We start from the raw sequence: 12,306 nt of genomic DNA on the forward strand, positions 1-12,306 counted from the left end.
CTTTTCTCTCACGCCGACGCCGCGGCGCTGGACCCCTTATCCTCCTTGAGTTTTCGCGAATACCAGAGAAAGACGGGCAGCGGAATCACGATCCACCCCAGACTTTTTATCAGTCCGTTCAGCCCTCTTCGCCGAGCCTCTTGCATCTGATCTGCAACCAAACGTTCATAATCGGCCCGGATCGTCGCTTCATCCGGGACCGGCTGGGCAGGTTCCCCAGGGGCCACTTTCGTCGCCTGGGCAATCCGCGTCTCTCGATACGAGGCATAATCCTGATAAAATCCCCGGGGCACGATAATATCACTGAGGGACATAAAGATCCCCACACAACCGCCGATGGACATCATTAGAGTGGTAAAGAGAACCAAATACAAATAGATCCTTCGAATCACTCAGATCCCTCCTCAGCGGGAAGGACCATCGTGCCGATTCCCCGGTCGGTGAACACCTCCAACAGCAAGGCGTGCGGATCCTCCCCGTTGATGATGTGAACGTGTTTGGCTCCCGCCTCCAGGGCGGTCAGGCAGGCCTTCACCTTTGGGATCATGCCGCCGTAGATCTCGCCGCCTTCCACCAATTGACGAATCTCCTCCGCGGTGATCTTCGACACCACTTCCGACCCTTTCGGTCCTCGGCGCAGAATTCCTGGTACATCCGTGATGAGGAACAATTTTTCCGCCCCGAGCGCCCCGGCCACAGCCCCGGCGGCCTCGTCGGCGTTCACATTGTACCGACGTCCTTCCCGATCGACGCCCACCGGCGCAATGACAGGGATCAGGTGGCGATCGAGCAATCCCTCGATCAGGGCGGTGTTCACGTGCACCACTTCACCCACATAGCCGATATCGCCGGCGGGGTGGTGTTTTTTGGCCACCTCCAAGAGCATTCCATCGGCGCCCGACAAACCGACGGCCCCTCCGTCGTGCTGATTGAATGCCGCCACGAGGCGCGGATTGACCGCGCCGGAGAGCACCATCTCCACGACTTCCATCACCGCCTCATCGGTGACTCGAAGGCCCTCCACGAACTGCGCCCGATGGCCCAGGCGCTCCAGCATGGCGGTGATCTCTTTCCCGCCTCCGTGAACCACCACGGGGCGAATCCCCACCTGCTTTAACCAGATGATGTCCAGGATGACATCGGTAAAACGCTCCCCCATCGCACTGCCGCCATATTTGATGACAAAAATCTTTCCCGCAAAGCGCTGGATATACGGCAGTGCTTCAATCAAGACCGCCGCTTTTTCTTCCTCGCTCATCTCCTTAAGCTCCTTCTCTCCCCTTGGCACCGAGAACCCGAACCCTTCCCTGAAGGGACGGTCGACAACTCCGTTAGGTTCGGTAGTGGGCGTTAATCTCGATATAACGCTCGGTCAAATCGCACCCCCACGCCACGGCCTTTCCGGAGCCCTCCCCGACCACGACCCGCAACGGCACCGGGTCTCCGCGCAGGACACCCCGGGCGGCTTCCTCATCGAAGGGCACCGCTCCGCCCCGGCGACAAACGGCAATGTCCCCAATATAGATGTCCACATTCTGTGGGTCGAAGGAAGATCCGGCATATCCCGCGGCGCAGAGAATCCGTCCCCAATTCGGGTCGGCGCCGTACACCGCCGTCTTGACGAGGCTCGATCCGATCACCGCCTTGGCGACGCGCCGGGCTTCCTCGTCGGTCGCCGCCCCTTCCACCCGGGTCTCAATCAAACGGGTTGCCCCTTCTCCGTCCCTGGCAATGGCCTTCGCCAGACGGATCGCTGCCTCGGTGACCGCCTCGACGAACCGGTCCCAGTCCGGGTGATCCGGGCGAAGTGGTCGATTTCCCGCCATGCCGTTTGCCAAAAGCAAGACGGTATCATTGGTGCTGGTATCCCCGTCCACGCTGATGCAATGAAAACTCGCGTCCACCGCATGCCTCAACGCCTCTTGCAAAGCTTCCGGTTCCACCTCGGCGTCGGTGGTGAGAAAGGCGAGCATGGTGGCCATATTGGGATGGATCATTCCGGATCCTTTGGCCGCTCCGCCGATCCTGACTGTTTGCCCATCGACCGTCAGCTCCCGAACCACTTCCTTGGTGTACGTATCTGTGGTCAGGATCGCTTCAGCAAACGCGCGGCCGCCGTCGTCTCGAATTTTTTTTGCGGCCTCCTCGATGCCCGCGCTCAAACGGTCCATGGGAAGCGGAACTCCAATCACTCCGGTAGAAGCCACCCCGATATCGTCCGGTTCCAGTCCGAACAGGTCAGCCGCCTGCATTTGAATAGCGAGCACATCCGCAGCTCCTTGCTCCCCGGTACAGGCATTGGCGTTTCCGCTATTGACCACCACCGCCTGCAAACGCCGCTGCTCCCGGATCCTGGCCTCGGTCGCCTCTACGGCCGCCGATCGGACCCGGTTGGTCGTGAACATGCCCGCCGCCACCGCAGGCTGCTCGCTGTACAGAATGGCCACATCGAGGCGTTCGGCTTTTCCGTCCCGAATGCCCGCCGCTGCCGCCCCCGCCCAGAACCCTTTTGGGGCCGTGACCCCCAGCCATTCTTGGCGTTCCTCCTGTTGCATTTCATCCCACCGGTCAGCCACCGTTTACCCCTTCTTTCCGCAGTTCCCTTTTGCACTGCGCCGCACCACCCCGAAGGCGAAGCGGGCCGACCCCGGCTTTCCACAATCTTTGGATCGCTCACGGGTACATGGGGACCAGGTCCAACCCCATCGTTTCAGGCCACCCCATCATGACGTTCAAATTCTGTACCGCCTGCCCCGCCGCGCCTTTCACCAGATTGTCAATGACGCTGACCACGATCATTCGACCCGTTCGGCGCTCCACAGTCAGACCGATGTCACACAGATTGGTCCCCCGTACTTCCTTGGTCTGGGGCCATTGTCCCGCCGGCTGAACCCGAACGAAGGGCTCCTGTCGGTAGGCGTCCTGGTATACCTCCCACACCCGCTCGGTCGTCCACTCCCTCCATTCGCCCGTCAAGGTACCATAAGCCGTTACCAAAATACCCCGGCCCATGGGAAGGAGATGAGCCGTAAAAGATACCCGGGCCGAACCTTGGCCAAAAACTGCCAGATGATACTCGATTTCGGGTGTGTGCTGGTGTTCGGCAACTTTGTAGGCCTTGAAATTCTCCGCCACCTCAGCAAAGTGGTTTCCCAGGTTCACTCCGCGCCCGGCTCCGGTCACACCCGACTTCGCATCGATGATCAATCCATCGGCCTCCACTCCCCTGTTGCGGACGGCCGGTAAAAGGCCAAGCAACGCCGCCGTCGGGTAACACCCCGGATTCGACACAAAGGACGCTCCTGCCACCCGCTCCCGGTTCCATTCCGTCAATCCATAGACGGCCTCTTCCCGCACAGCGTCCGACGGGGGATCCTTTTTATACCATTCCCGAAACAAAGGACCTGGAATGCGAAAATCTCCCCCGAGATCGATCACCCGGACTCCCCGTTCGCGAAGCGAGGGCACCATGGTCGAAGATAGCCCCGCCGGCAAGGCCAAAAACGCGACATTCGCTTCCTCGGCCACTCGATCGGGGTCAAAGGCCTGAAGCTCAAAGTCGGCGATACCGGTCAAATGAGGGTACACCCTGGACAACTGTATTCCGGCATGGGAGTCAGATGTTACCATTGCAAGTTCCGCTTCGGGATGACGAACCAGCAACCGAACCAACTCCACCCCTGCATAACCCGTTGCCCCCACCACCGCCACTCGAATCACAAATCCCACCTCCATTCTCCAATGGTTTGGTTTTGCGAGCCCGACAGATCGACTTGTATGATTATACAACGATATGTATAAGCATTCAATCCTTCGGCCAGCGTTTCCACAGCCCAACTCCGACGACGGCACAGGCCGCTAACCCGGCCGTCCACCAAGCACCTCCCGGCCATTGATCCGCAATGCCCAGCCCGGGATCCTCCGCCACAAGCCCACCCGCCATCCACCCTAAAAGACCCGCACCCGGGTACACCAACCACTCCATCCGGTTCAGAAGCAGCCGAATCAAGTCGCTTCCCCATACGATCAGCGGAATACTCAAAGCAAGCCCTGCGACGAGCAACAGGAGGTTCCCTTGAGCGGCGGCCGCCACCGCCAACACATTGTCGATGCTCATGGTTACATCTGCAAGAACGATCGTCCCTACCGCTTCCCACCATTGCAGCTGCGGGGACTCCGGCTGTTCCTCCGCCGGCGGCAGGGTCGCCGACCCAGGCAAAATCAAGCGGACCGCGATCCACAGAAGGGCGACTCCCGCAGCCGCTTGGATGTAAGGTTTTGTCAGCCACCGCGCCGCGATGATTGTCAGAAGAATGCGAAGAGCCACTGCGGCGGCAGCGCCAAAGACAGCCGCCCGGCGCCGCTGGCCCGGCGGAAGTCGACGGGTGGCCATGGCAATCACCAAAGCGTTGTCGCCGCTGAGCATAATATTGATCCAAACCAGCACGAACAGATCAATGACAGTCTGCACGGCATTCTCGCCTCCGCGCGAAATTCGCCAACTACACCCAGTGCGAAAGCACCAACCCCCCGTACGCGAAAGCGGCAAGAATCACGAAGGCGGGATGAATTTTCCGGACCGCAAGCGCCCACAACGCCACCGCCGAAATGCCAAGAAATTGCAGAACCCCGAGGCTTTGTACAGATTCCTGGCCCATTTCCCAGGTCAGCAGCACCAACATCACGGCGATGACCGGCTGGACCAACATCGTCATGCCCCGGACCGCCTTCGATCCCCGAAACCGAGCCAATAAGCGCATAAAGGCAATCAGCCCGACAGCGGTCGGGACCACCGTCGCCACCAAGGCCGCGAGGAGCCCGGGCCACCCTGCAACCTCGTACCCCACAAAGGCGGCGATCTTCGTGGCAATCGGACCCGGGAGAGCGTTGCCCACCGCCAGTACATCGGCGAATTGTCCGTTTGTCAGCCACTGGTACCGGTGGACGATCTCCTCTTGCATCAACGGGATCGTGGAAGGACCGCCGCCGTACCCCAAGAGGTTCGCAACCAAAAAACCCCATAATAAGTGCAGCCAATTCATCATCCCGAGCCCTCCCCTTCTCCGGACGTACCCGCCCCGTTGCGGCTCCGGGGATCATCGCGCCCTTGGTCGCCACCCGCGCTTTTCCCGACCCGTCCGCCGGCCCCCGTTTCAGTGGACTGATCATTCGCCCCCTGTTCCCCCGCCCCCGCCCCGATCCCCGGCCGCCTGGCCCGAAGGGCGTCAACAACCCTCAAATGCACACTCCCGTAGAGCAAAGCGGCCAACACCACCAGGGCGGGGTGTACGTTTGCCGGTCCCAGCACAATGAGCACCACAAGCCCGGTCACCGCTGCGAATAACCATCCCAGTCCCCGGCCCGCAGAGGCGCCAAACTCATAGGCCATCACGCCCAACATCACCACGATCACCGGCTTAACCGCAGCGATCATTCCGGCCACCACCCGGGAACTTTTGAGTGCATACAGGGATCCCAATAACACGATCATCGCAAGACTGCTCGGCAGGATATGAACGACCACTGCGAGGACAGCACCGAGAATCCCTTTCACGCGATACCCGAGATACGCGGCCAGTTTCGTGGCGATGGGGCCCGGGAGCGCGTTCGCCAAGGCGACAATTTCGCCGAACTCTTCATCTTCCATCCAGCCATAGCGCTTGACCGCCTCATGACGCATCAAAGGAATGACAGCCGGTCCCCCGCCGTACGTAAAAATGCCCGTACGAAGCATGGCGGCCAGCAGATTCCACCACGATATTCCGCCGACTTCCTTCTCATCGGGCGCCCTGTTTTCCATCAACATCCCCCCGCTTCTGTCGCCAAATACTGGGAGGCGCCCGGCGGTGTTTGTCCTCAGCCCATTCTCCGCTATCTTACCACATCGCCCGATCCCAACATCGGGGTCAGTCCCGGAAGGCCGCCCTCTCGGCCCACCGCCGGTGCGGGATCAAAGCTAGGTAGATGCCTCTGCCCCCGGTTCTCCCGAATCTCTTCCCTTGCGGCTTCTGCCGGCGGTCAGTGTCAACGTCACCCCTGCCACGACCAACGCTCCGCCCAGCCATTGGACCATCCTCACCGGCTGCCCCAGCAGCATGGCCATGAACAACGTAAAAACGGGCAGTAAGTTCATAAAGATTCCCGCTTGGCCTGCCGGGATACGCATCACTCCCGCGTTCCAACACACATAGGCCAACACCGAAGCGAACACGCCAATATAAGCCAACCCCACCCAGGTGATGGGCAAAGCTTGCAGGTTCCAGTCTAAAGCGGCGGGAATTAGTCCGATCACCGCCCCGATTCCCGAAGTCACCCAAGCCGTGGCCATCGTCCCCACTTCCCGTTGCACCCGGGGTACGTAAAGGGAGTACACGGCCCAGAGGAGCACGCAGAGGAGCATCAACCAATCGCCGGGGTTGAGCCGCAGCCCGGCCAGCACACTCCAATCCCCTCGGCTCACCACAACCACCACCCCGGCCAGGGAAACGATCAGCCCTGTGACCTGCAGCGCCGATATCCGGTTTCCCTGCCAAATGGCGGCGAGGGCTGCGATGAGGGCCGGGTTAATCCCCGAGATCAGCGAAGCATTCACTGGGCTTGTATGATGGAGAGCTTCGTACAGGATAAATCCGTATCCCCCCACCCCCGTAACCGCTAAAAACACCAACCCGCCGAACCGGCGGCGAATCGCCTGGGGACCCGGCGACCCCGGGCGAGCCCACTCCCTTTTGACAAAGGGCCATAAGACCATAAAGGCAATCCACCAGCGCACCGTTGTCAGAGCCCCTGGAGAAATCACGGGGGCAAGGGCTGCCCCGAATAAATAATTTCCCGCCCAGAACAGGTTGGCCAGGGTGAGAAAAAGAACCGCCGCCTTATCCATGGCGGACTTCCCCGCTCACCTGAACGCCCGGGTCCCAGCCTTTCAGATCGACAACTTCAACTTGGGATGAAGCTCTTTGAAAATCCTCCACCACCTCCGGGTGACACGTCAAATAAAACAGTTGGACATCCTCGGCCAAACGCACCAAGAGTGCGGCCCCCTGGCGCCTTCGCACCGGATCAAAATTCACGAGTATATCATCCATAACCACTGGCGGCACAACTCCCCTCTCCCGGAGATCGTCGATCAGCCCAAGCCGAATGGCCAGATACATCTGTTCGGTCGTACCTCGGCTCAACCCGGGGAGTGGCCATCGGTGGCCCGTTACATCCTCGGCATACCACGCCTCCTCCTCAAGAGGCACGACAATCCGTCGGTAACGGCCCCCTGTCAAGGCGGCGAATGCCGTCGACGCCCGGCGTATGACCGCGGGTTGTCGCTCCCGTTCGTACCTTTCCTTCGTTCGACGCAGGAGATGCAGCGCCAAGGCATCCACCGCCCATTCCTGTACCTCCCGCCGCAGCCTGGCGATGAGATCTTCCCGGAGCTGTAGCCAATGGGACAGAGACCTCCCCTCCTCCAGCTCCTTAAGCCTAGCCGTGTTTTCCGCTCGCCGGGCTCCGATGTCCCGAGTCTTGCGATCTAGCTCTTCCTCCATGCGGTCCAATTCTGTTAACTCATCTTCGATTGCAACCAGATCCCAATGGGCCACCTCGGCCAACTCCCGTTCGTCCCCCGCCAGGCGGTGCAGCTGCTCTTCCAGTGCTCGACGGGTATCCCGCAATTCCCTCCGACGGCGAAGCTCCGTCCGGATTTTGCGCCACTCCTCTTCGCCCGTGATGCTGATGCCCAGATCTGCCCAGCCCCGCTGCAGTTCACCTTGTGCCGCCGCCAATCGATCGAACGCCTGCTCGACCACACCCACCGCTTTCTTCCTTTCGTCCCGCAAACGGTCCCGGCGCTGCACCCGTCGGATTTCATCGTCCAGTGCCGCCCGCAAGCTCCCACACACCCGAGCGTCCCAATCCGCCTGGGCTCCTAAATCCTCATTCTCCGGCAGGGAAGGGATGGGAAGCCCGCACTGTGCGCACAACTCCGCCAACTGCCGCCTCCACCTTTGGCCTTGGTCCGCCAACTCCGCCTCCCGTCGCCGGCGCTCCGCCATCTGCCCCCTCAGGCGGCGCAGGTGATCGAATGCATCCAGGGCGGCGGACGCCTGGGGCCACGAAAGCTCCCGGGGAAGTCCCTGAGCGGCCAACCAGGACTCCCAGGATTCTCGGGTACGAACAAGCTGGTCCTCTGATTCCTGGAGCTTCTTTTGTTCCATCTCTACGGTGCGTCGCGCACGTTCCTCATCCCGGCGCAACTGTTCGATCCGGGCTCGTTTCTCCTCCACGAGGGCCATCCGTCGAGCCGCATCGTCCAAAGCCCGTTCGATATCCTCAATGTCCCGTTCGCTCCAGTCGGCTCGTCCGAACAGCGACTCCGCCGTTCGCGCCTCCCGTTCCGTCAAATCGCGAATATGGCTTTCTATTTCAGATTTTCGCCGCTCCCACGCTTCTCTGCGGGCTTTCGCGTCCCTCTCCGCCCGCCGACCCCGGCTCACTCCCCAAACTGCCATTGCGGCTCCAACGATGGCCGCACCCCACACCAGGACCGAGTGCGCTCCAAACATCCCCCCCACAAGGGCCACGAGCACCAGTACGGCCGCCGGAACGGCCCATGCCCACCTCTCCAGCCCTGCCTGGGAGTTGGACGCCGACCGGATCGCTTCCAACGTGCTTTCCAAGCGGGCCTCTTTCTCCGCACGCTGTCGACGAGTTTCCAGAAGTTCCCTCACCTTCGCCCTTCGGCTCCGGATGTCCCCTTCGAGTGACTTTCCTTCCGTCAGAGCAGGCCCGGAGCCGTTTGCCGCAGCGCCGGAAGAGGACACTTCGTCACCCTCCCGCGATTTCGCTTCCACCTCCAGTTCAACCCGCTCCTGCCGAATCCGCTCAAGTACCTGCACCTCGCGTTCCACCGTCGCCCGGCGGTCCCGCAAGGCCACCTCGGCCTGCTCCAGAGCCCTCCACAATTCACTGCCCTGCTCCCGGGCGGCAATAGACGTATCGGGCTCCACCCCTTTACCAACAAGCTCTGGACCCAAGCGCTGGACCCAATCCCGCTCTTCGACAGCCAAAGACGCCAACTCACTGCGGACCCGGATTCGCTCCTCCCGGCGCCCCGCCTCCAGCCCCCGGGCTTCCAGCACCGTTGCGATTCGATCCCGCTCTCGCCACAATGGGCCTGGCTCTGGCACACTCCGCAGCTCCGCGTCGAGAGCGTCCCGCTCCTTGGCGGCCCGAGCCGCTTCGAGGCGCAGCTCTGCTACCCGCTCCAGGGCGCGGTCCAAGCGAGCGAGTTCCTCCGGGTCCACATCCGGCAGGTCGCACACTTCCGCCCACGACGATTCCGTGGTTTCCCATGCGTCGAAGATTTCCCGCAGTTGTTTGAGCCGCAACAATCTCCGCCGCCGGGAGCGGACCTCCTTTCGGCGGCCCGCAATCTCCGCCTCCTCGTCGTCACATTGCGCCAGCGCCGCCGTTACCTCGGCGTACTCCGCCGCCGGATCGCCGAGTAGGCGAATCTGTCGCTCACATTCCTGGAGGGCGGTCTGGAGCTGATTAATGACCGGGTTCTTGCCCCGACTCTTGTACCGCTTCTCCATTGCCTGAACCAAGCGCTGCTCTGCCGCTGCCAAATCGGTCCCGCGCAAACCGGCCCCGGCGCTGTACAATTGCCCTGCAACCCTGGGGTCGGCGAGGGATTCAAACCGTTCCAACTCCCCCAGACCAAAGGCAAAAATCTGATCATAAACAAACCGGCTTAACCCTCCCATCCGCCGGTTCCACGTCTCCTCGTCCACTTGAGCCCCACCCGGGGCCACGATCCGACTGTACTCCCGCCGTCCCTCCACCCGGCGTTCCAATCGCCACTGCTGCCCGTCCGCAAAACCCACGTCTAACCGCCCGCTCCATCCCACCTCCGGCGACCAATAAGGACTTTTGTCTTTTCGAGATTCCCCGAACAACATAGCCCGAATAAAATGAAGCCACGTCGTTTTTCCCGCCTCATTCAGGCCAAACAGTACGATTAGTCCGCTCGGTGCCACCGTGCGCTCCAGGTCGTGCCAACGCCCGTACCGGTCCACCCTCCACCCCAGAATCCGCATCACGATTCTCCTTCCGCCACCAACTCATCCAACAACCGCTCCACAGCCCGATCCGTCCAATCTTCCACATCGATCCAATCCTCCGGCTCGCCCCGGCGCTGAAAGAATCGCATGACCGTGCCAAGCACTTCCTGGGCTTCTGCCTCCCACTGTCCGGAGTCCCGCCGCTCCTTGACATAGCGCAACAACTCGCCGACAAAGGTAGGTTCGTCCAGCCACTTCTTCAACTTGCGCTCGCCGCCCACGACCGCATCCATCCGATTGATCCACACGTCGTGGCCATCGCCAAACCAGCGAGAGCGGCTCTCCGACTGCCATTCTTCCAGAAACCCTTCGCGCCGGAGCAACCCGGCCACGGGCCCTCGGCCGACGAAACGCACATCGACAATCACCGGCCGCCCGGCCGCCTTCCGTACCTTTTCCAAGCGATCGTCCAGAACTTGAAACAGTTCCTCTTCTCCGGTTATCCCATCAATGGAAATTTCGATGTCTTCCCAACGCACTGAGTCGGTGGCGCGAAACTCCGCCTCCACCCCGTTTGGCCCCAGGGTGAGGATATAACATCCTTTCGGCCCCTTCTCCCGGCGGTGCCGGCCTTGGGATGTACCCGGGTAGAGAAAGTGGACTCCTCGGTGATTCCAAAACCGGGCTCCGTGAACGTGTCCGAGCAGCCACAGATCGATGCCCACGGCGGCCAGTTCGTCCACGGAACAGGGGGCATAAGACTCGTGTCCTGGATCCCCGCCGACGTTGGCGTGAAGAAGCCCGATCCGCCACCCGTCTCCCGAATCATCCGCCAGCGCCGCCGCGAATTCCGGAGCAGGGCTCTCCCGCACCTCAGGCTGCCCATAGCTCACGCCCCAGACCCGTGCCACCTCGCGTCCTTCCCGAATCAGGGGCACAGCTTCTACCTTCGGACCAAAAACGTGGACGCCTTCGGGCCACGTTAATCGATGACTCCACCCCGACAACGGGTCGTGGTTCCCGTGAATGACAAAAACTGGGATGTGCGCCTGGGATAACCGCGCCAGTTCATCGCGAAAGCGCAATTGGGCCCGGAGGCTGCGGGTCTCCCGATCGTAGACATCGCCCCCCACCATCAAGGCGTCGGCCTTCTCTCGCAGACATACATCGACGATCCGGGAGAACGAGTCGAAAGTCGCTTTGTACAACCGATCCTGTAAAGCCGAGTCTTCCCCTTCCAGCCCTATAAAAGGGCTATCCAGGTGAAGATCTGCACAATGAACCAGTTTCAGCCTATCCACGAACCTAACACCTCATCTCACCTGTTGCACTGGGTCCGCCCACCTCGTTTAGCCCTCACTGTGGCGGATCACCCCGTCAAACTCGTCCGGTCCGCTGAATCCACATCCACGGATCGAGGCCTTATCCGTTTGATTTCGCCTCCGCCGATGAAAATCCTGCCTGTGATCCTGTGCATCCGCTTACCACTCCCGCGCTGTTTCATTTTTGCTATCACCTTCTATCAAACATTGACAGACTTGACAGCAAAGCAGTTTACGCTCTCCGAGAGGCTCGCTGCTCCCCGAAGACCCGATTGGCCAGGCCCTGGGGCCGAGCATCTGGAGTCCCGCCCGAAACAGTACCATCCGGCCGTCCGCCGACCAGCGTCCGGCACCGACAGTTTCCAAACGGCGGGGTGGTCCCTCGACGCTTGCGCGTCCTTCTGCCGGGAATACGCCTCGGCCACTTCGACGATCTGCCTCCATTTCTCACGATTCAGCGGCAGGCTCTTTTGTCGGATCGTCTGTCGCACCGGCCAACTCCTCCCGAACGGCTTTGGTCAGTTTCCGCGCCCTGTAGGTTCTTGACCCGTAGAGTTTTACCGCAAAATGCTGGACAATGTTTATTAGATCTTCGGCCAGTTCCTGGGCCGGTGACATGTCCTCGGCCTTGTTGACCACCAGAATCTCGCAACCGAACTGTGCAAACAGGTCCTCCAAGAAATCAAACCCAAACCGGACCAGCCGGTCCTTGTGAGCCACTTCCTAACGCCTGATAGAACATATCCTCGGTGTATCTGCGCTTGTTGGTAGGAGTTCGCAAAGGCACCAGCTTGCCTTCCCTGTCCCACGCTCGAAGTGTGGAGACACTGACGCCGAGTTTCTCCGCAAACTCTCGAATCGAATAGAGCTTCACCTGAACATCACCCTAATCAGGTGACGTTGATTTTCGGCAAATCACTTCTCTT

Annotated in this window: 11 protein-coding genes and 1 pseudogene; all 12 read right to left on the bottom strand. The window is 60.9% G+C overall.

The features are described from left to right. Positions 1 to 8: 8 nt before the first annotated feature. Entirely contained in the window at positions 9 to 392 is a 384-nt protein-coding gene (locus BTUS_RS11385) for a hypothetical protein (RefSeq protein ID WP_013076223.1), read from the bottom strand. Continuing rightward, positions 389 to 1,258 (bottom strand): acetylglutamate kinase, encoded by an 870-nt coding sequence (gene argB, locus BTUS_RS11390; protein WP_013076224.1) that lies wholly within the window; start codon positions 1,256 to 1,258, stop codon positions 389 to 391. The genes BTUS_RS11385 and argB overlap by 4 nt, the downstream gene beginning before the upstream one ends. A 73-nt stretch (positions 1,259 to 1,331) precedes the next feature. Continuing rightward, entirely contained in the window at positions 1,332 to 2,576 is a 1,245-nt protein-coding gene (argJ, locus tag BTUS_RS11395; RefSeq protein WP_013076225.1) for a bifunctional glutamate N-acetyltransferase/amino-acid acetyltransferase ArgJ, read from the bottom strand. 97 nt (positions 2,577 to 2,673) lie between these two features. Beyond that, positions 2,674 to 3,720 (bottom strand): N-acetyl-gamma-glutamyl-phosphate reductase, encoded by a 1,047-nt coding sequence (gene argC / locus BTUS_RS11400; RefSeq protein ID WP_013076226.1) that lies wholly within the window; start codon positions 3,718 to 3,720, stop codon positions 2,674 to 2,676. Positions 3,721 to 3,805: 85 nt separating this feature from the next. Further along, positions 3,806 to 4,471 carry a YjbE family putative metal transport protein gene (locus BTUS_RS11405; RefSeq protein ID WP_013076227.1) on the bottom strand — a complete coding sequence of 222 codons (666 nt, stop codon included), beginning with the start codon at positions 4,469 to 4,471 and terminating at the stop codon, positions 3,806 to 3,808. Positions 4,472 to 4,502: 31 nt separating this feature from the next. Beyond that, positions 4,503 to 5,045: a chromate transporter gene (locus tag BTUS_RS11410; protein ID WP_013076228.1), complete on the bottom strand. Its 543-nt coding sequence runs from the start codon at positions 5,043 to 5,045 to the stop codon at positions 4,503 to 4,505. Next, complete coding sequence (locus tag BTUS_RS11415) at positions 5,042 to 5,800, bottom strand: chromate transporter (protein WP_013076229.1); 759 nt, start codon at positions 5,798 to 5,800, stop codon at positions 5,042 to 5,044. Before BTUS_RS11415 ends, BTUS_RS11410 begins: the two co-directional genes overlap by 4 nt. Before the next feature lie 156 nt (positions 5,801 to 5,956). Then, positions 5,957 to 6,883, bottom strand: a complete 927-nt coding sequence (locus tag BTUS_RS11420) for a DMT family transporter (RefSeq protein ID WP_013076230.1) — start codon at positions 6,881 to 6,883, stop codon at positions 5,957 to 5,959. Next, positions 6,876 to 10,094 carry an AAA family ATPase gene (locus tag BTUS_RS11425; RefSeq protein WP_013076231.1) on the bottom strand — a complete coding sequence of 1,073 codons (3,219 nt, stop codon included), beginning with the start codon at positions 10,092 to 10,094 and terminating at the stop codon, positions 6,876 to 6,878. The genes BTUS_RS11420 and BTUS_RS11425 overlap by 8 nt, the downstream gene beginning before the upstream one ends. Then, positions 10,094 to 11,359 (bottom strand): metallophosphoesterase family protein, encoded by a 1,266-nt coding sequence (locus BTUS_RS11430; protein WP_013076232.1) that lies wholly within the window; start codon positions 11,357 to 11,359, stop codon positions 10,094 to 10,096. Before BTUS_RS11430 ends, BTUS_RS11425 begins: the two co-directional genes overlap by 1 nt. Before the next feature lie 221 nt (positions 11,360 to 11,580). After that, positions 11,581 to 11,871 (bottom strand): hypothetical protein, encoded by a 291-nt coding sequence (locus tag BTUS_RS17605; RefSeq protein WP_123809296.1) that lies wholly within the window; start codon positions 11,869 to 11,871, stop codon positions 11,581 to 11,583. Then, positions 11,828 to 12,254 (bottom strand): annotated as a pseudogene (locus BTUS_RS19295) (IS607 family transposase). Before BTUS_RS19295 ends, BTUS_RS17605 begins: the two are co-directional and overlap by 44 nt. Positions 12,255 to 12,306: the final 52 nt, after the last annotated feature.

This window comes from Kyrpidia tusciae DSM 2912 (assembly GCF_000092905.1).
Lineage (GTDB): Bacteria > Bacillota > Bacilli > Kyrpidiales > Kyrpidiaceae > Kyrpidia > Kyrpidia tusciae.